The sequence below is a fragment of the Mycoplasmopsis bovigenitalium genome (assembly GCF_900660525.1).
Lineage (GTDB): Bacteria > Bacillota_I > Bacilli_A > Mycoplasmatales > Metamycoplasmataceae > Mycoplasmopsis > Mycoplasmopsis bovigenitalium.
Window position 1 is genome coordinate 501380 of record NZ_LR214970.1, and the last position, 19431, is coordinate 520810.

Consider the following 19431-nt stretch of genomic DNA (forward strand, 5'->3'; position numbering starts at 1 on the left):
GGGTTATGTTTAATTTTTTAGAAAACAGAATTCAAAAATCCATTGAAAAAATGAATCGCAAGACAATGGTTAATGAAGAAGACATTCTAGAAGTTACTCGCGACATAAAAATGGCACTTTTAGAAGCTGACGTTAATTTAAAAGTTGTTAAAGAATTTGTTGCTAACGTTAAACAAAAAGCAATGGATTCACGTTTAGTGGGTTCTTTAAATGCTTCGCAACAAATGATAAAAATAGTTCACACTGAGCTTCAAAATGTATTAGGCGGGCAAGTAAATGAATTAAAAATAACCGCCAGACCATTCATAATCATGATGTGTGGTTTGCAGGGTTCTGGTAAGACAACTGCGGCAGCAAAACTTGCTTATTATTTACGTAAGAAAAACCACATTACTAAACCTTTACTGGTAGCTGCTGATATTTATCGTCCAGCCGCTGTCCAACAATTAGTTACTCTTGCTAAAAGCATACAAGTAGATTTCTTCGAAAAAGGAATTAACGAAAGTGCACAAAATATAGTTCGTCAAGCAATTGAGCACGCTAATGAAAACAAAAATGACCTAATAATAATCGATACAGCGGGTCGATTATCAATTGATGAAGCATTAATGAATGAATTAATTGATTTAAAACATATTGCAAAACCGCATGAAATATTTTTTGTAGCTGACGCACTTAGTGGTCAAGATATTATTAACGTTGCTTCAACATTTAATGAAAAATTAAATCTTTCTGGCTCAATTATTACAAAATTAGACTCAGATGCACGTGGTGGTGCTGCTCTTAGTTTGTGTAAAGTTTTAAACCTACCTATTCGCTTTATAGGTACTGGAGAAAAAATTTCAAACCTTGACTTGTTTTATCCTGACCGAATGGCTGATCGAATTTTAGGAATGGGAGATGTTTTAAGCTTAATTGAAAAAGCTGAAGAAGTTTATGACCCATCGCAAGCAAATAATATGGTTGCTAAGGTTCTAAAAGGTGATTTTACGCTTGATGATTTAATGCAGAATCTAGCCCAAATGAAAAAACTAGGAAAAATGAAGTCAATTTTAAAAATGATTCCTGGTTTAGCTAAAAAAGTTAGCGATGAAAAAATACAAGAAGCTGAGTCAAAATTTGCTTCATATGAGATTTTACTTTCATCAATGACTAAAAAAGAACGCAAAAACCCTAAATTACTAAAACAAGCATCTAGAAAAGCAAGAATTCTTGCTGGTTCTGGTCGAAGTGCATTTGAATTCAACAGATTAATCAATGATTTTGAATCAATGAGCAAACAAATGAATGAAATGGCTAAAAAAATTAAATCCGGAAATTTGGGCGACCTTACTAAAATGGGATTTGGCGGAGGAATGTAATGCTCGAATTCTTTCGATGACAACCCGATAATAAACACTTTTATTTCAAGGGAATAAGTCTTGCCCTATACATAACTTGCGTGGTTATTTCATTCTTTGCAGTTATATTAATTTGAATATTTAAAAACCCTATCCACATATGATATAACAGTAAAAGCATTCATTTAGGAACACTTTCATCAAAATCTTTAAAAATCCTAATTGGTTCAATAACCATAGTGTTTATGAGTATGAGAAGTTTAATTCTTTGATTTGCTAAATACCCAAATATTTATGAAATAATACCTTTCCATCTTTGCAGATTAATGCTATTGTTTACCGCATTAAGCTTAGTTTTTAATAAAGTAAATCTAATTAAGTATTTTGGACCAATAGCGATAATTGGTTGCATAATTGCTTTATTGCTTCCTAGTTTTGATTTTGTGCCTGCTACAAAACCACAAAAAATCGGTATTGATTCAGTGTACTACTATGATTATATTTTATGCCATTGCTTTTTACTTATTATTACTTCAATGCTACTTGCAACCCATAGAATTCAAATAAAAGCAAAAGACTTGCTTATTACAACTATATTCTTTATTTGCTTGGCCTTAATAATGTTTAACATTAATTTAGTAACATATATTTACGCTCCAAAAGGCTGACAAACTAATTATTTATACTTGGGTAAAGATGAAGTTAATTCCCAATCCAACTTGTTTGGTGTTTTATCTAAATGACCTTGAAACCTATTCACTTGAACTATTTTAGGATTAATATTTTATTCAATATTTGTTGCTATTTGAATTGTTCAAGACAAAGTTCAAATTGACTTTATGAATAGAAAAATGAGTATATCGGTAAAAAAATCCGATAGATGAATTGAATTTAAAAACTGCCAGCATGTTAACAATATTCAAAACAAATAATACACTATACTAATGAACCATTTATGGTTCATTTTTATTACAAAATGCTATATGGCCACTATTAAATTACTAATTATGCAAATGCTTAAATTATTTATTAAGTGTCAATGAAATATGTGGTATATTAAATTATATGTGGGGGTGTAATGGCTTCGACATGTAATGGGTATTAATAACATCAGTGGTTTGGTAGACCATAATACTTCTAGGCTTTATAGTCGCAAAAGATAAAAACAAAGTTCAAGTTGAACTAAAACACTTAGTAGCAGCAAACGCTCTACAAAGTCATTCAAATCTAGTTTTTGCGTAATTTGCAAACTAGTGCAGTTATAAATTCGCCTTAATTTATTGCTGTGGTTTAAAGGCTCGGAATTAATTTGTGCAAAATTAATTCTTAAAAATAAGCACAACCACAAATGAGCTTTTGCTTATTTAGTTTATTTGTGGTATATAAATAAGCTAAACTGTAAAAAGTGTTATTATGTCTCATTATGTGGACACGGGTTCAACTCCCGTCATCTCCACCATATGCAATGCACCTAACCGCAATGCGGGTTTTTTAATATATAAATATTAAATAATGCTAAAATTAACTTATGAAAATTTTCAAACAATTTAGTTCACATAATCAGACCGAAACAATTGAATTAAAAGAAGAACTAACCCTAAACAAAAAAAATATTAAAAAACTTTCAAAAGAGAAACGACTAGAATTATTAGCAGAAGCTCGAAATTCAATTAGTGAGGATAAAGTAAAAAATCGCAAAGCGATTTTAAAACGTGCCCTTGCAATTATTGCAATCGTTCTTTTATCATTATTAATAATTGGCGGATTATATTTAATGATTAGTGAAATATTTGTGAGATAAATTAGTTCTATTTATTGCCAATAATAAATCATTAATATTATTAATAGTCATTATATGTTTTATAGGATTAAATAAAAATGCACAATTTACAATTTATTTGTGCATTTTTGTATTTATGAATTATTGAATTGTTGCTTCAAAAACTTGAGTTGAAATGTTTGGATCTATACTTTTTCCATTATATTTAAAGAATCTAAATTTAAATTTAATTTTATCGCCTTCTTTGAATAAATCAATGTATCCAGATGAATTTAAGGTATTTTTGTTTTTATTTTCGTAAATTGGTTTATCAGCATTTGTTATTGAAAAACTTTTTGGTAAACCAGTGATGGTGCCTAGAACAATTCCTTTAAATGGAGCATCACCTTTTTTTGCTTTACCATAAATTGTTGTAGCATTGATATATGTATTTATGAAAATTTGACCTATAGAACCTGCTTTTTTGTATTTAGAATCTATAAAATTATCACTTTTGAACTTTGATCAATCAATATCAACTGTAATTCCGTCAAGGTTAATGCTATCGCCAAGGTCTTGATATGTAACTTTGTCGTATCCATCAACTTTAGCGCCAGCTGTTTTAGATGCATCATTTAAATCTATAATTGTAACTTTTCTTTCTTTTTGTTGTTCTGATTCTTTACTACATGATGCAGCCACAAATGGAACAGCAGCAAATGAGGTTATCACTCCCCCAAGTGAAAATAATATTTTTTTCAAACTAATCTCCTTAAAACTTATTATATGCATAGTAATTATACTATAAATGCTAGTTTAATCTATATAATCTGAATAGCCATAATATGATAAATTAACTATGTAACAGCCTTCTCTTTCAATGTAATATTCTAAATTTTCATCTTCTAAAAACTGTTCAACTGTTACTTGCATTGCACCTGTGCCTTTGCCTGTTATTATTTCTAAATAATCATAGTCCTGCTCTTTTGCTTGAAATAAACCTAAGATTAATTTACTAATCGCTTGTTCAACATTATTACCGTGCAAGTCTATTTTAAAGCTCATAATCGCCTCTTTGACATTTTGGACAATAATATGTGCCTCTACCACCTAATTTATATTTAATTATTAATGTTTGGCATCTTGAACAAGCTTGATTATTTTTGCCATGCACTTTTAAAAAGTTTTGAAATGAACCTCTTTTTCTATTCATAGATTCATAACTTTGAATACTACTGCCACCTAATTCAATTGATTTATCCATTATTATGCCGGCAGATTTTACAAGTTTGCCTAACGTATTAATATCTAGTAATTTAGAAGGAGTAGACGGATGGATTTTTTGTTCTCAAAGAGCTTCATTGGCATAAATATTGCCAATACCTAGAATAAGAGTTTGGTCTAAAAGCGCATTTTTTATTGGCATATTTCTATTTTTAAGTTTTTTGTGTAATTCATTAATATTTATATTATTTGGTTCGCTTGCTAGCTTATTCAATGGCGGGCTATTAAATATAGTTTGTTTGGTTTTTAAGTGAAATGTACCAAAGGCTCTTGCGTCATTATAATATAAAAAACCTCCATCTAAACTAAATATTAGATGGTCGTGAATTTGTGGCTTATGAAACTCCTTATAAAAAGAATATTTACCACTCATTCGTAAATGGCTTATTATAAACAAATCATTTGTAAGTTCAAAAATTATGTGTTTTCCAATATTTTTTACAGCAGTAATTTTTTGACCAATTAATTCATTTTTAAATTGATTAGGATCAATTTGCTTAATTAATTTTTCTTTGTTTATTTGTATAGATTTTATTGTTAAATTTTTCACTTTGCTATTAAGTTCACGGGCAACAATAGTCACTTCTGGAAGCTCTGGCATTATTTCTCCTTAATTTTACTTAGCATTTTAATTGCGGCGGTTTCTGCTCTTAGAATTGTTTTGCCAAGCGAAATTATTTTGATTTGATCATAATTTTTGCTTGCAACATAATCAATTTCACTTTGACTAAAACCGCCTTCAGGGCCTATTAAAACAACTGAATCAGTTTCAATATTATCTAGAGTGTTATCTGTTGAAACTAATTCATGAGCAATATACAATTTATAACCTTTTTCAACATAAAAATCAATAATATTGGTAAATTTTTGAACACTTGTTATTTCAGGTATCACATTACGAAAACTTTGTTCAGCAGCTGATAAAATTTTTGCTTTATAACGCTGCATTTTTTTGTCACTAAAATTATTTTGAGCATATTTATGATTGCAAAATTGACTTAACATTGGAATTATTTTTTTAACACCTAATTCAGTAGCTTTTTCAATCATTCATTCAAAACGCTCAGGTTTTATTATTGGAGCGGCAAGCACAAGATCTTTTTGATATTCATTATCAATATTTACTTGTTCAATAATATCGGCACATAATGTTTCTTTATTTAATTTGCACTTATAAAACTGATTTTGATAATTGATTAAAAAATCATCATTTTCTAGACGAGCAACTTTAATATGGTGTAGCAAGTCTTTATCTAAAAGAAATGAATTGTTTTGTTTATTATCGCAAAAAAATCTGTGCATAATACCCCTTTAATTTATAAATATTTTACCCAAAACTTGCATTTATTAGTTCATTATCGTTAAATTTCAAATAAAAAACCGGTTACCCGGCTTTAATGCATGCATATTTAAAATTCTGGTAGTTTATCAATGTTTTTGTTTATTGAATCACTTGAATCATAAGAATTAAAAGCATTGGTAATTTCGTCATCTATTATCTGAGATAAATCCATATTATTATTAATAATATAGCTAGTTGATGAATTATGATTTCCTTGAGTTAGTATATAACTAAATTTTAGATAATCATCTCGCGAATCTTCATGTTCTTTATAATCAATTCCAAATTTACCATCAATATCTTCAGGTAATTGGTATTCTTCAATTATTTTTTTTCTTAATTCCAAAATGTCTGCATAAGATATTTTTGTATCTACTGTGCAATTGGTAAGTAAAGTGGCGAAACTTGTGGGTTTATCAATAAAACTCGATGAGTCTCTAGCTGCTTCAAAAGCATTAGCAACTTTGTCGCCATTTTGCGATTTTCCGCTAGCAACAACAATTTTACCCCCATTTATTAAAGCACTTTTAACATCACTGAAGTCAATATTTAGATCACTAACATTGCTGATAATATCGTCAATAACATCAATAGTTGTTTCAACGGCAACATTAGCCATTTTAACTGCTTGATACATTGGTAATTCAGCATTTTGTTGTAACATTCTGTTATTATCAATTACCATATATGAATTTACACATTGGGTTAATTTCTCTAGGTAATTGTTTGCTAATTCAAGTTTTCTTTTTCCGACTATATCAGCCATTGGCAAAGTAATTATTGCAAGTGTTAAAATATTTTTATTTCTTGCAAGTTTTGCAATGGTTTCGCTAGCACCAGTGCCTGTGCCGCCGCCAAAACCGCTAACAATAATTAACATATTGCAATCATCTATGATTTGCGAAATTTGCTCAGAACTTTCTTCAGCAGCTTGGGCTCCTAATTTAGGGTCACCACCAGTGCCTGAACCATTTAGAGAAGTTCCAAGAATAATTTTGTTAGTTATTTTGGTTTTATTAAGTTTATTTTTATCTGTATCAGCTGCATAAATTTCAATATTTGTGTTTTGACGTTCAATTAGCGACTCACAAATATTTAAACCTGCATTACCAATACCAATTACTTTAATTTTTATTGCATCAGGTTCCATTGCTATTTCCTTAAATTATTGTTTTTAAAGTTACTAAATAGTTTTTGAAAAATGTTTTTTGACTTGAATTCACTGACATTTGTCAATGTTTGTGATTGATCTTCTTTATTGACTAGTGAACTTAAATTGTATGCTCCATAATGAATTGCATCCAAAGCATCATAACTTTTATCATTTTCAGAAAAATCAACAATTTTTATGTATTTAATATCATTAATATAGCTTTTTACTAAATCATTATAAGGAGATTTGATAATAAAAATTACTTGTTGACCTTCTGAATAATGTTCATAATAAGCTTTTTTAACAAATTCACATAATCTTTGAATTAAGTTTTCAAAAGCTTTTAAGATATTACCTTGTTTAGAATTAAATTTTTTTGAATTGAAATATGACCAGTTAGTTAGTGTTGCATCAAGAAATGCGCGAGTTTGTTCTTCTCTGCAATTTAATTTTTGCGAAACTAACTTAATTACTGTATCAAGTGGTAAATTTCGGTTAACACTAAATAAATTAACATCATTGAAAAAACCATCAATTTTTACACCCTCAGCATCAAATTCAACAAGTGCAACGTGTTTATCTAATTTTTGCGAAGCATTTAAGCAAGTTGATTTTGAAAATGTATTTTTTATTGTTATGTTGTATTTTTTAAATAATGAAGTGATTGCTAAATACAATTCTTTGTTTGAATCTAAAAATAACATTGAATAATGAATAATCAAAATTTGTGCTTGTTTTTCAAAATTTAATGTTTGATATTTTTTTGATACACCTTGATTTATTAACTCATACATAAATGCTTTTTTTCTTAAGCAAAATGAGTTGTTATCAAGTTCTTTTGACAAATATTGTTCAAAGTTATTAATATGAGTTTGTGATATATTATTATCAACTTTTTGCTAATATTTATTTATATAACATTGAGTTTTAAAGTGTTTGTCATCCAGAATAAGATTGTATTCAACACTGTATTTTTTAAACTTAATTTTTTGTGTTAGTAAAGTTTTTATAAATTTAATGAATTTCTCTATATCTTCAATGTTTTGGTAAAAATATGATTCGTTTAATATTGTGCTAAAACTTGAGTCAGTGTCGCAAATAACACTGGCTCGAATTATTTTGTTGGCTACTTCAAAGTTGACAACAAAATTCTTCATAACTTCTCCTTTTATATTAATTTAGTTAAAACTCTTAATTTAGCACTTCTTGATCGATTGTTTAGCTCGATTTCACTTGAACTAGGATCAATAACTTTTACACTGAAATTTTTTTGTTCTTTTATTGGCATTTTGGCGGGCATTTTATCTTTGATAAGAGCGCCAAAAAATTTTTTAACAATTCTATCTTCGATTGAATGAAAACTTATAATAGCTAACTTAGCATTTGGTTTTAATAAATCTAGACTTTTATTAAGCATAGTTTGCAACGATTTAAATTCATTATTGACAGCAATTCTAATTGCTTGAAAAACCGCTTTGCATGGGTTTTTCGCGTTAACAATTTTTGCTGGTAATGAATTTCTAATTACATTCGCAAATTGTAATGTTGTATCAATTGGGCGAGACTTAACAATGGCATTCGCAACTTGACGAGCAAGCTTTACCTCTGCGTTATTAATTAAAATCTGCTCAAGAGATGCAACATCATAATTATTGATGATGTAATGCGCATCTAAACTTTGATTTTGGTCCATTCGCATATCAAGATATGCATCTTTGTTGTAACTAAAACCGCGCTCAGCATTATCAATTTGTGGAGAAGAAATTCCTAAATCTGCAATTATTCCATCAACAGATTTAATTCCAAGTTTATTTAGCTCTTCAGTTATATATTTAAAGTCTGACTTAACTAATATGAAATTTGTATTAATTTTACTCAAACGCTCGCGACTTTTCTCTATCGCAAAGTCATCTTTGTCAAAACTAATTAGTTTACCTGTTGTTAATTTTTCTAATATGGCTGCTGAATGTCCACCCATCCCAAGCGTTAAATCCACATAAATTCCATCTGGTTTAACTTGCAATGAATCAATAGTTTCCTTCAGCAACACTGAATAATGATTATCTAGCATATTTTGCCAACTCATTTGCAGCGTTTTCTAATTCTTCAACACTCATTTGCTCATTATATTTTTCAAAGTTTTCTGCTGACCAAAGTTCAACAGAATTACCAACTCCAATAAAAATAACGTCTTTTTGGATAGCAGCTTTAGTAATAACGTTTTTAGGTAAAACAAAACGCGCCAATGAATCAAGTTCGATTTCATGAGTGTTTCCAAGTCAAAAACGCTTTAACAAATTCGCGTTTTTGTCAAAAGCACTCTTAGAAGTTAAGTCAGCGGTTAGTTTTGCAAACTCAGCTTCGCTCCGTAATTCAACAATATTTTGCATTCCGATTGTTAAATAGAATTTCGAGCCCAGTGCATCACGCAATTTAGCAGGCAACGCAACTCTATTTTTCGAATCAATTGTTCTATCGTATTGTCCGTACACACTTTCCTCCACTATCCACCACTATTCTACATTATTATTGCTTTAATTTCTAATTAATTTTTAATAATTTTTCCAAGATTTTTGCATATAAAACAAAAACGAATTTTTGGGTGATTTTTTACAGCAAAAATTCGTTTTTTGTAAATTTAACAATTTTGTAAAAAAGTGGATAAAAATTTATGAAATAAGCGTTTCATAATTAAAAAAATCTGTTTTTTACAACCAAAAATAAAAAATAGTCAAAGATAAACAAAAAATCAATCTATTTTTCAATGAATTTTTGAATGCATTTTGCAAAATAAATAATTACGAAAAAATTACCTAGATATATAATTTAAATTATTTATTTTATATTTGAAGGAGCTACATGTCTTATTTAACAAGAGCAAAAGAACTTTTTGAAGAAGCAAAACAAATTAGACGTCAAATTCACGCTAATCCCGAAGTTGGCTTCGAATTGCCAAATACTGCAAAATTAATTGAAAAAATACTAGATAAATACAATATTAAACACCAAAGACTTGACGATACCTACGCAATTATTGGAACATTAGGTGATGCCAAAAAAGGTAAAACCTTACTTTTAAGAGCTGATATGGATGCGTTGCCAACTACTGAAGAATCAGGATTAGATTTTGCATCTAAAAATGGTGCCGCGCACCTTTGCGGTCATGATTTGCACACTACTTGTTTGCTTATTTCTTTAATTATTCTTAAAGAAAATGAAAACAAATTAAAGGGCCAAATTAAATTTTTATTCCAACCCGCTGAAGAAACACTAAATGGTGGAGCATTAATGCTTAAAAAAGGTATTTTAAATAACCCTAAACCAGATGCTGGCTTAGCACTTCATATGTGACCTAATGGCGAAAAACTTGGTATATTAGTTCAAAGAAAAGAAGCATTAGCATCTGCATTAAATTTCAAAATCGAAATTGAGGGCAAGGGCGCACATGGCGCTATGCCATTTAATGGTGTTGATCCAGTTTTTGTAGCATCGCAAATTATTAACGCAACAAATGGCATTCTTGCAAGAGAATTGCCATCAAATAAAGGCGCATCATTATCAATGGGCTTTATTGAAGCTCCTGGCGGAGCTATTAATGTTGTGCCATCAAGAGCATATCTTCAAGGTACAGCTCGTTCATTATTTGCTGAAACTACTGAACACTTAAGAACTCGCCTTCCAGAAGTAACTGAGTATATTGCTAAGGCATTTAGAGCAAATGCTAAATTTGAATTTGTAGCAAATGTTCCCGCACTAGTTAATAATGAAAATATGGCTGATTTAGTTATAGAATCATCGCAGCAATCACTTAATAATGAATATAATGTTGATTATTATGAACCTGCACTTGCTTCAGAAGACTATGCTCACATTGCTGACGAATTGCCAGAATCTTGTTACTTTTTGGTTTCGTGTCCTGCTTTTGAAGACAAAAGCAAAAATATTGGTGTTCATAATCCTAAAACCATATTTAACGAGCAAGCACTAATTATTGGTCCAACTGCCATGGTTCAATCTGCAATTAATTGATTAGATAAAAATTCTAAGTAATGCTTAAAATCTTAGGTTTAGAACTAGATTGAGTTACCATTTTTGAAATAATTGGCACAATAGCCTTTGCTGCATCAGGAGCTGATGTAGCAATCAAAAAGAAAATGGACTTATTTGGTATAACTGTTTTAGGTGTCACAACCGCAGTTGGCGGGGGGATAATTCGTGACATTATATTAAACAAAGATGAACTAACAGCATTTACTAGCCCAATATATATATCTTTGGCAATAGTGGCATCAATAATTACCTTTTTATTAAAAAATAAAAGAATTATTGATGTTGATAGCAAATTTTTCAATTTTGTAGATGCTCTAGGACTTGGTGTATTTACAATTGTTGGTAGTCAGCAAGCAATCGAAATAAAACAGATAACTGAAATAAATGCAAGAAATATAATATTAATAATGTTCACTGGTGCTATAACAGGCGTTGGTGGGGGAATAATTAGAGATATATTTGCCAATCGAGTCCCAGTTATTTTTGAAAAAAATATATATGCATTAGCCTCAGTATTAGGAACAATTGTTTTAATGCTTCTTTATCGTGTTGATATTAAGTTTGCGATGCTAATTGCCTCATTTACTGTGATTATGGTTAGAATCCTGTCAATTAAGTTCAATGTATCGCTCCCAAAACCCAAATAATAAAATGCGCGCGTGCGCATTTTTTAGTCTTCATAAAATAAAACAGAAATATATGAATCAATAATTTGTTTAGAACGCTCAATAATTTGTTCTTTAAATTCATTAAATGAATCTCTTGTTAAATTTTGAGGAAATGAAATAATGTTTGGCAAATTTATTTTTTTATCCTGTGACCAAACAAATTTGTTTTCCTTTTTGCTTTTACCAAAATCAATTTGTTTATACCATTCACTCTCCCCATATTTGCAACGGATAAGCCTTGACAAGGAAATGAATAGGTTACTAAGTCAATTTTTTCTTTTTCAATAATATTTCCATTCATTTTAGTAATATCTACTTGGTTATTTGCTAGGATTATTCAAGCAGCTAAATGCTGTTTAAAAATAATGTCTTTTCCATTTAATTTTGATTGTTTTTTTGAATCTAATGAAATGGCATAATTACTCAAAAACAAATCAATTTGCTGTTCATTATCAAGTTTTTTTGATTGTAAAACTTGTTTAAAATTCTTTAATAAGTCATGGTGAATTGCTGTGTAGGCAATATTTGCTCTTGCATCTCAATCAGCGGTTGCTTTTATATTAAAAATTTTTCCTTTTATGCCAATCTTTTTTATCGCTTTATGCTGTGCTCCTATTCCTGAAAAAGTTTCTAAAACATTAATTATTTTGCTTTTCATAAATAGAAAAAAGCCTTAAATGAATTTAAGGCATTAAAATATTGCTTTGATATTATTTTAGAAACTTTTTTAAGACTATCAATTATATATATACTAAATATTGATTATTTGTATTAGTATTCATATTAAAATTATAAATTTTATTCTAAATTTAATAAGAAATTCATTCATAATTTCCTACATTTGAACTATATCTTTTGTGTCTGAATGTTTAATAGGTTTCCAAACTACTTTTTTCTTTAATAGCGCAGTTAAAAAAGCTGCTAAGTAAATGAAAAATGCAATCGGAAATAAAATTGAGTATCAGATCTTTTTTATAAAAGATGCTTTGATTCTTTTAAACTCGGTCAAAGTTGTTATTAATCCAAAAACAAAAGGAGTTAAAAATGTTAAACTAATTCCGATAGTTAAATTAATAATTGCATAATTTCCTAGAGTAATGTTAGAAGTTGAATATCCAAAAATTGCAAATGACAAATTAACCAAAAATGAAAGAATAAAAATTAAACTGGTTGGGAAAATGAATGAAAATATATCAAACGCAGATATACTTGTGAATGATTTTAAAAATAGTTTTCCAGAATATTTTCTAAAAACTTGTAAAAAACCTTTAGCTCAGCGAGTTCGTTGTCTAAAAAATGTTTTTAAATCTGTGGGCTGTTCATCATATGTTATTGCATCTTTAGCATATCCAATTTTTTGACCCTTTGAAACTAAATCTGATGATAGTTGAATATCCTCAGTTAGTAAATGGTATTTTCAACCATCTTTTAAAATATTTGAATCAACTAAAAATCCTGTGCCAGATATCGAACAACTTATATTTAGAGCATTTTTTGGTCTATTAACAAATACTGATTCACGAATGTACATTAATCCAGAAATTGCTGCAACCCATGATGAATTGTAATTTTTAGGCATTCTGTATGATGTAATTATTTTGTATCCTTTTGAATACTCAATATTGATATAGTGTAAAAAATCTTTATCAACAACATTATCAGCATCAAACACAATAAAAGCATCATATTCTAATGAATTAGATAGCTGCCCCCCCCCCGTCTTAATTGGTTAATATGCTTTATTGCATAATCCAAAGTATAGCCTTTGCCAATGTTTTGAGTATCATTTCTTTCAATAACAATCGCACCTTCTTGGTCTGCAATTTCTTTTGTATTATCAGTGCAATTGTCTGCAATTACATAAATATCAAATAAATCAGATGGATAATTTTGACATTTAAGAGACTTAATTAAATTCGCAATCACGCTACTTTCATTTCGAGCAGGGATTAGAATCGCAAATTTGTGCATAGCGCACATTAAACTATTCTTTTTATTTTTAAATATTCTTAATATGAACCCAACAACAAAATACAAGATATTTAAACATAGGAATAAAAGAGAAAATATCAACATCGATATATTAAACCACATTAAAAATATTTGCATTATTGCTCCTTAACAAATTATTTAGCATTTTTTATTGGTTAATACTAAATAAATATCAAAAATTATAATAAAGTTTTAATTAAAAGTAATAAATATTACATTTATAAAGAAATAAATGTATAAAGAATATTGATTAATGTTACGACATTTCAGTTAACAATGTTTAATAAATCACAATCACTAAAAAAGTTTCTATTAAAACTAAACAAAAAAAGCCAACACTTTTAACGCGTTAACTTTTTTTCATGTTTAGTAATGTTGGCTAGTTTAAATGTTCACTTTCATCTTCGTATTCTTCATCAAATGAAACATTAATTTTGCTTTTTTTAGCAATTCCAAGCGAACTTGCTTGTTTATTGATACTTCCCAAAACACTATCTGAGTGTTTTTTAACTGTAATAATTGATTTTTTCGCCTTATCAATCGATTTAGCACTATCAGAAACACTCTTAACAAGTTTTTCATATGTTGATTGAACACTCAAGAATAAGTCACGAATCTTGTCAATTTGTTGTGAAAAATGATAGTTATTGCTTTGCATAAATATTGAATAAATGAATGCAAGAATATTGGTTGGTCCTAAAACTTGAACATAATGTTCTTTGTATAAGTCAAAGATAAATCCATTACCCTCTTTTATTAAAGTTAAATAAATTGTTTCAGCGGGAATATACATTATTGCATAAGGAGTTGTTTTTTTGTTAGGTTTGATGTATTTATCGGCTATATCTTTGGCTTGTTTTTTAACAGCATCTCTTAGTGTTTTAAATTTTTCTGCTTTTCTAGATGGGTCATCTTCTTCATCGAATTTTTTTCAAATATCTAAATGGAATTTTGAGTCTATTGGAATTAGTATTGATTTTGTTGTATCAAGTTCTCCATCTTTTTCTTTCATTATTGATTTAATAACAAAGTCAACTTTTTCTTGTGTGTTAGGGTCAATTGAGTATTGTTCAAATCATAATTTATCTTTAAGATTAGGGAAATGATGTTGAAGCATTTGTGAAAGCGAAAATTCACCAATTAAACCAACAGTTTTGTTGTTATTAAATACTTTTTCAAGCCCCATAACACTTTTTTGAACAGTTTCAAACTTAGTCATTCCTTGGTTCATTTCGTCCATTGAAGTTTTAATATTATTAAACTGTTCTTTAATGTGTTTGGTTAGTTTGTCTTCGAAATGTGAGTCAATATTTTCTTTAATTGTTTTGTATCAATTATTATTGTTGTTAGTAATTTCTAACAATTTGTTATCAATTTTTTCATTCAATTTTTCAATTGCTTCATTATTAATTTCAATTATTTTTGCTTCTAAATCTTTAAAGTTTAATTCCTGCTGCGCAATATTTTTATTTATTTTTTCATTGCCTTCATGCAAATTTTTATGAATCAATTCGTTTCCATCTTTTAGATTTTTATTGATTGTATCCAAATTAGTTTGATTGTTTTTGTTTAATTCATCTTTAACATTGCCCAAAACATCTTTTACATTACTTAATTGGTTGGCAATACTCAAAGCAATATCTTTTTCAATATTGCTTGAGATATTTTTACTCATACTATCAAATTGTTCTTTAAAACCATCATTAATCCCTTTAGAAATATTTTCACCAAATGAATTGAATTTACGGCGTTTTAGTAAAAATACAATTGATTGAGTAATTGCGAAAATAATGATAAATATCATTGTAAAAATTAACAAAATCAATATTGATAAATCCATATTTCCCTCCCTAATTTATCTCTAATATAATTATATGCTGAATTATTAACTTGCTTTCTGAATTATCGTCAAAAATAGACAATGTTTGCAAAACATTGCTATTAATCAATCAAGATAATTATTAATTTAAGGTTTTCTGTTCTATCTCTTTTCTAAATTCGTCTTGAGATTTTAATAAATCTTTAAGTGCTTTTTTACCTTGACAAAGATTCTGGTTTTGATATGAATATCAAGACCCTTTCTTTTCAAAAACATTCTTTTCACAAGCCAACTCAATTAATTCTCCGATTGAATCAACACCCTGGCCAAAAATTATTTCTGTTTGGAATGTTTTAAATGGTGGTGCTAATTTATTTTTAACAACTTTAATTTTGACATCATTACCAACAATTTCTTTGCCATCAACAATTGATGATACTCTTCTAACTTCAATTCTTACCGATGAATAAAATTTAAGAGCTCTACCACCAGTTGTGGTTTCAGGATTACCAAACATCACACCAATTTTTTCTCTTATTTGGTTAACAAAAATAATAGTTGTATTTGTTTTATTTAATGTTGCAGTAATTTTTCTTAATGATTTTGACATCAATCTAGCATGCAAGCCAATTTGATTATCAGACATTTCGCCATTTAACTCAGCTTCGGGAACTAAAGCGGCAACTGAATCAACAATTATTAAATCAATTGCACCTGATTTTGCTAAATAATCAACAATATCCATTGCTTGCTCACCGCTGTCGGGCTGAGAAATAATAACCTTTTCTAAATCTATACCTAAATTAGCTGCGTAATTTGGGTCAATTGAGTGCTCAGCATCAATAAAAGCTGCCACCCCGCCCGCTTTTTGTACTTGCGCAATAGCATGTAAGCACAATGTGGTTTTACCACCACTTTCTGGACCAAATATCTCTATTATTCTGCCTTGCGGATAACCCTTAATTCCTAATGCTTCATCAAGTAAATATGAACCAGTTGGAATTACTTTAATTGATTTTGTTAAATCTGATGTGTCAAAAAATGTTATAGCCTCTTCACCAAATTTTTTAGTTATTTCGCTAATAGCTTTTTGAACTGCGTCGTTTTCGATTTTTTTCATTCTATTTTCCTTTCAATATGCTATTAGCAATAATTCAAATTTTATTTAAATAAGGAAAAAATTATTAAAAATTGTTTGATTTTTCAATAAACTCTTAAATTATTTTATTTTAAGTTAAATAAATTTTAAATAGAAAGTTAACTATATATTAAAAAATGTAAATTGGGTTATTTTATCGCTAATTTTTTTGTTTTTTCAATAATATTAGTATTATTGGTTAAAATATGGAAAAGATTACACATTACCAGTTAATTTATTATAATAATATCGGTACATAATTGTGCCAACAACACTTTCAGTGAATTAAGATATATATTGAGGATTATATGTTTTTTAAAAACCTAGTTAAAATCCTTTCTGACCAAGGGCTATATGGGGCAGTTATTGCGACATTAGTCTTTGTAGGTATAGGTTATCTAGTTACCAAAAAAGGTATATTTAATAAAGAAATAAATGTAAGCTTTCTAAATTCTTGTTAGATTATGCATTGCCATTTCTATGCATTGTCGCATTTATGCAACCAGCGAACGCTAAATTAGGTCGTGAAGCTGGTATTGTAATTGGTATTTCTGCAGCGTTCTACATTTTAATCGGTGTATGAAACACAGTAATAATCAGATTGTGACCAAAATTAATGTCAAAATCTGTTTATGCAAAAGCTGAAAGACTATATCAAAAACAAGGCGGAGATTTGACAAAAGAGCAATTTAAACAAGCTCACATTCAAAGCTACGCTAGAAAAATCTCTGCAGCGCAAATGATGGTCGCTTACGCTTCGCTTCAATTCTTTGCGGTTCCATTAGTTACAGCTCTTAAAGGAAATGGTCCAGAAGCAATATTCAATGATTCAGCAACTGCGCTACTACAAGTATGAAACCTACCTTACATGATTGGTGCGTTCTCATACCTAAAAATGTCTTATTCAGGAGAAAAATTCTCAAAAGACATGATTAAACCTATAGTTAAATCATTATTATCACCAATGATGATTTGCCTATACATTTCAGCAACTCTTTGAACACTACAATTTATTCCACAAATTGGAAAAAACCTTGTAACAAGTGCAAAAGATCCATTCGACTTTAATGTTGCAGCAGAAGGCGGAAAACAATTCTGAGCCGGAATGCTAGAAAGATTTACAATTCTTAAAGCATTCCTAGTTCCAGGTGTTCAATTGATTTCTCCAATGGCTTGAATTCTAATTGGTGGCTCAATTGCTACTTCAGACTTAAAAGAAGCTGTTAAAGATAAAGCTGTTTGAATTACAACTATCAGAAAACTATTCACAGTTCCAATTTTCATGTTCTTAGTGGTAATAGGATTTGTGGTTGGCGGACTACTTACACCAAGTACAGCTACACTACTAGTTATCCTAGGTGCTTGTCCACCTGCTGCTGTTACAATAGTATTCTCAGTTGCTTACAAACATGAACACACACCATTTACAGCTCAAGTTAGTTCATTATCAACAGTTGGTTGCTTAATTGCATTACCAATATGAACTCTTTTAGCTTCGGCTGCTTTCAAAGCTTTAGCTCCAGTTGTTGCAGCTTAAGCAATAAAACAAAACAAAGTCAATTTTATGGCTTTGTTTTTTATACAAAAAAATGTGCCCAAAAGCACATTTTCATAAATTAGTCTTGACGAGCTACAGTAGCAACTGCACGAACACGTTCTTTTGTGTAAGGCATAAGAGCCATAAAACGAGCTCTTTTAATTGCCATTGCAACTTTTCTTTGATCTTTTGCTGATAATCCAGTTGCAGATCTTGGTTTAATTTGTCCTGTTCCAGTAATAAATTTGCTTAGTAATTCTACATCTTTGTAGTCAATGTAATTTAGATTTAGTTCAGCAATTAAGCTTCTACGACGTTTTGTAAAAGGTTTTTTTGTTTTGTTAAATTTAGCCATTATTATCTCCTAATTTAAATCATCATCTAATGATTCAAACACAAAATTGTGTTTAACATTATTTTGATTATTGTCTTCAAAATCACTTTGAGCTGGCGATTGAGATCCTGCAAATTTATGTGTTTCATCAGTGAATTTACGTTCAGAATTAGCAAAGCTTGAACGTTGTTCTCTTTGTTGTTTTGATTCCAAAGCAGAAACATTATCAACAGTTACTTCGTAAGTTCTAATTACTTCACCAGAAGCATTTTTATATGAACCCGTTGTAAATGAACCCTCAATTGAAACTAGAGCACCTTTACTTAAGTATCTTGCCATAAAATCTGAATTATTTCTTCATGCAACAAGTGGGATAAAATCAGTAATTGGTTCAGTTGAACTAACTCTTCTATTCACTGCTATTGTAGCACGGCAATAATTGACACCGCTTGGTGTTGTAAATGATCTAATATCAGATGCAATTCTTCCCACTAATAAAACTTTATTCATTTAATCTCCCTCAAAATTAATTATTCAGCTTTTCTTTTAGGTTTGTCATTTTGAACAAATTGTTTTTTTGAACGGTTTTTTCTTTCTTTACCGTAACCTTTTTCTGAGTCTAAATTAATTACTAATTGTCTTCAAATTTCTTTAGAAATGTTTGAACGACGAACAAATTCTGCCACCAATGATGCTTCACCATTCAACTGAATTAATAAGTAAATTCCTTGTGTTGAATGTTTAATTGGGTAAGCAAGAGTAGTATTTTCTAGCTTTTCAGCTTTTGTGATGTTTTCTTTTCCAAAAACACTTTCCACTAATTCGAAACCGATTTCTGGGTTTGCTTTAGGATCAAGAATCATCATAATTTCATATTTATTCATTTCAATCCTCCTTATGGACTTCTGGGTCTAACGACCAAGGAGTAATATATTTACTCAATGGCAATTATATACAAATAATTAATTTAAATAAATATTATTTAAAAAGAACTTATATGGTATTTTTATTCAAA

General features: G+C 29.2%; 23 protein-coding genes, 1 other RNA gene and 1 pseudogene. 7 read left to right on the plus strand and 18 right to left on the minus strand.

Features of this window, described 5'->3' with window-relative positions; all coding sequences use genetic code 4:
* Nucleotides 1–5: 5 nt before the first annotated feature.
* From ffh to EXC34_RS02155, 4 genes are all read left to right on the plus strand, one after another.
* On the plus strand, nucleotides 6–1361 hold the full coding sequence (gene ffh, locus EXC34_RS02140; RefSeq protein WP_129687723.1) for a signal recognition particle protein: 1356 nt from the start codon (nucleotides 6–8) through the stop codon (nucleotides 1359–1361).
* A complete protein-coding gene (locus tag EXC34_RS02145; protein ID WP_129687724.1) occupies nucleotides 1361–2272 on the plus strand; it encodes a YwaF family protein in 912 nt (303 codons plus the stop codon). Before ffh ends, EXC34_RS02145 begins: the two co-directional genes overlap by 1 nt.
* A gap of 137 nt (nucleotides 2273–2409) precedes the next feature.
* Nucleotides 2410–2799: a transfer-messenger RNA gene (gene ssrA / locus EXC34_RS02150) on the plus strand.
* A 69-nt stretch (nucleotides 2800–2868) separates the two neighbouring features.
* Nucleotides 2869–3141: a hypothetical protein gene (locus tag EXC34_RS02155; protein ID WP_096387253.1), complete on the plus strand. Its 273-nt coding sequence runs from the start codon at nucleotides 2869–2871 to the stop codon at nucleotides 3139–3141.
* Between the two features lie 120 nt (nucleotides 3142–3261).
* Here the strand turns inward: EXC34_RS02155 and EXC34_RS02160 are convergent, their stop codons facing one another.
* The 9 genes and pseudogenes from EXC34_RS02160 to mraZ form a co-directional block, all read right to left on the minus strand.
* On the minus strand, nucleotides 3262–3861 hold the full coding sequence (locus tag EXC34_RS02160) for a variable surface lipoprotein (RefSeq protein WP_165001216.1): 600 nt from the start codon (nucleotides 3859–3861) through the stop codon (nucleotides 3262–3264).
* A gap of 54 nt (nucleotides 3862–3915) precedes the next feature.
* A complete protein-coding gene (locus EXC34_RS02165) occupies nucleotides 3916–4164 on the minus strand; it encodes a Smr/MutS family protein (RefSeq protein ID WP_129687726.1) in 249 nt (82 codons plus the stop codon).
* Nucleotides 4154–4984, minus strand: a complete 831-nt coding sequence (gene mutM, locus EXC34_RS02170; RefSeq protein ID WP_129687727.1) for a DNA-formamidopyrimidine glycosylase — start codon at nucleotides 4982–4984, stop codon at nucleotides 4154–4156. The genes EXC34_RS02165 and mutM overlap by 11 nt, the downstream gene beginning before the upstream one ends.
* Nucleotides 4984–5685 carry a 16S rRNA (uracil(1498)-N(3))-methyltransferase gene (locus EXC34_RS02175; RefSeq protein ID WP_129687728.1) on the minus strand — a complete coding sequence of 234 codons (702 nt, stop codon included), beginning with the start codon at nucleotides 5683–5685 and terminating at the stop codon, nucleotides 4984–4986. Before EXC34_RS02175 ends, mutM begins: the two co-directional genes overlap by 1 nt.
* Nucleotides 5686–5792: 107 nt before the next feature.
* Nucleotides 5793–6875 (minus strand): cell division protein FtsZ, encoded by a 1083-nt coding sequence (locus tag EXC34_RS02180; protein ID WP_129687729.1) that lies wholly within the window; start codon nucleotides 6873–6875, stop codon nucleotides 5793–5795.
* A gap of 2 nt (nucleotides 6876–6877) precedes the next feature.
* Nucleotides 6878–7762, minus strand: a pseudogene (locus EXC34_RS02185) (MAG3720 family protein); the annotation flags it as partial.
* Between the two features lie 15 nt (nucleotides 7763–7777).
* Complete coding sequence (locus EXC34_RS02190; RefSeq protein ID WP_129687731.1) at nucleotides 7778–8035, minus strand: hypothetical protein; 258 nt, start codon at nucleotides 8033–8035, stop codon at nucleotides 7778–7780.
* An 11-nt stretch (nucleotides 8036–8046) separates the two neighbouring features.
* Complete coding sequence (gene rsmH / locus EXC34_RS02195) at nucleotides 8047–8949, minus strand: 16S rRNA (cytosine(1402)-N(4))-methyltransferase RsmH (RefSeq protein ID WP_129687732.1); 903 nt, start codon at nucleotides 8947–8949, stop codon at nucleotides 8047–8049.
* Nucleotides 8939–9370 (minus strand): division/cell wall cluster transcriptional repressor MraZ, encoded by a 432-nt coding sequence (mraZ, locus tag EXC34_RS02200; RefSeq protein WP_129687733.1) that lies wholly within the window; start codon nucleotides 9368–9370, stop codon nucleotides 8939–8941. Before mraZ ends, rsmH begins: the two co-directional genes overlap by 11 nt.
* Before the next feature lie 367 nt (nucleotides 9371–9737).
* Between mraZ and EXC34_RS02205 the strand changes: the two genes are divergently transcribed.
* Both EXC34_RS02205 and EXC34_RS02210 read left to right on the plus strand, forming a co-directional pair.
* Nucleotides 9738–10928: a M20 metallopeptidase family protein gene (locus EXC34_RS02205; RefSeq protein WP_129687734.1), complete on the plus strand. Its 1191-nt coding sequence runs from the start codon at nucleotides 9738–9740 to the stop codon at nucleotides 10926–10928.
* The gene (locus EXC34_RS02210; RefSeq protein WP_129687735.1) at nucleotides 10928–11575 is read left to right on the plus strand and encodes a trimeric intracellular cation channel family protein; all 648 of its coding nucleotides are present in this window, start codon (nucleotides 10928–10930) and stop codon (nucleotides 11573–11575) included. Before EXC34_RS02205 ends, EXC34_RS02210 begins: the two co-directional genes overlap by 1 nt.
* 23 nt (nucleotides 11576–11598) lie before the next feature.
* On the opposite strand, the gene EXC34_RS03750 is transcribed toward EXC34_RS02210, so the two are convergent.
* The 6 genes from EXC34_RS03750 to recA form a co-directional block, all read right to left on the minus strand.
* On the minus strand, nucleotides 11599–11727 hold the full coding sequence (locus tag EXC34_RS03750; protein WP_259772304.1) for a hypothetical protein: 129 nt from the start codon (nucleotides 11725–11727) through the stop codon (nucleotides 11599–11601).
* Nucleotides 11728–11729: 2 nt separating this feature from the next.
* Nucleotides 11730–12254 carry a DNA cytosine methyltransferase gene (locus tag EXC34_RS02215; RefSeq protein WP_246003950.1) on the minus strand — a complete coding sequence of 175 codons (525 nt, stop codon included), beginning with the start codon at nucleotides 12252–12254 and terminating at the stop codon, nucleotides 11730–11732.
* A gap of 177 nt (nucleotides 12255–12431) precedes the next feature.
* Nucleotides 12432–13268 (minus strand): glycosyltransferase family 2 protein, encoded by an 837-nt coding sequence (locus tag EXC34_RS02220; RefSeq protein ID WP_129687736.1) that lies wholly within the window; start codon nucleotides 13266–13268, stop codon nucleotides 12432–12434.
* 17 nt (nucleotides 13269–13285) lie between these two features.
* Complete coding sequence (locus EXC34_RS02225; protein ID WP_165001217.1) at nucleotides 13286–13567, minus strand: glycosyltransferase family 2 protein; 282 nt, start codon at nucleotides 13565–13567, stop codon at nucleotides 13286–13288.
* A gap of 400 nt (nucleotides 13568–13967) precedes the next feature.
* The gene (rmuC, locus tag EXC34_RS02230) at nucleotides 13968–15428 is read right to left on the minus strand and encodes a DNA recombination protein RmuC (RefSeq protein WP_129687738.1); all 1461 of its coding nucleotides are present in this window, start codon (nucleotides 15426–15428) and stop codon (nucleotides 13968–13970) included.
* A 121-nt stretch (nucleotides 15429–15549) separates the two neighbouring features.
* A complete protein-coding gene (gene recA / locus EXC34_RS02235; protein ID WP_004418866.1) occupies nucleotides 15550–16527 on the minus strand; it encodes a recombinase RecA in 978 nt (325 codons plus the stop codon).
* Nucleotides 16528–17041: 514 nt separating this feature from the next.
* Here recA and EXC34_RS02240 point away from each other — a divergent pair.
* On the plus strand, nucleotides 17042–18082 hold the full coding sequence (locus tag EXC34_RS02240) for an AEC family transporter (protein ID WP_129687739.1): 1041 nt from the start codon (nucleotides 17042–17044) through the stop codon (nucleotides 18080–18082).
* 79 nt (nucleotides 18083–18161) lie between these two features.
* Here the strand turns inward: EXC34_RS02240 and rpsR are convergent, their stop codons facing one another.
* Genes rpsR through rpsF form a run of 3 tightly spaced genes read right to left on the minus strand, consistent with a single transcriptional unit; the run spans nucleotide 18162 to nucleotide 19300 of the window.
* Nucleotides 18162–18437 carry a 30S ribosomal protein S18 gene (gene rpsR, locus EXC34_RS02245; RefSeq protein WP_004418862.1) on the minus strand — a complete coding sequence of 92 codons (276 nt, stop codon included), beginning with the start codon at nucleotides 18435–18437 and terminating at the stop codon, nucleotides 18162–18164.
* 9 nt (nucleotides 18438–18446) lie between these two features.
* Nucleotides 18447–18926 (minus strand): single-stranded DNA-binding protein, encoded by a 480-nt coding sequence (locus tag EXC34_RS02250; protein WP_004418861.1) that lies wholly within the window; start codon nucleotides 18924–18926, stop codon nucleotides 18447–18449.
* A 20-nt stretch (nucleotides 18927–18946) separates the two neighbouring features.
* Entirely contained in the window at nucleotides 18947–19300 is a 354-nt protein-coding gene (gene rpsF / locus EXC34_RS02255) for a 30S ribosomal protein S6 (protein ID WP_129687740.1), read from the minus strand.
* Nucleotides 19301–19431 lie beyond the last annotated feature (131 nt).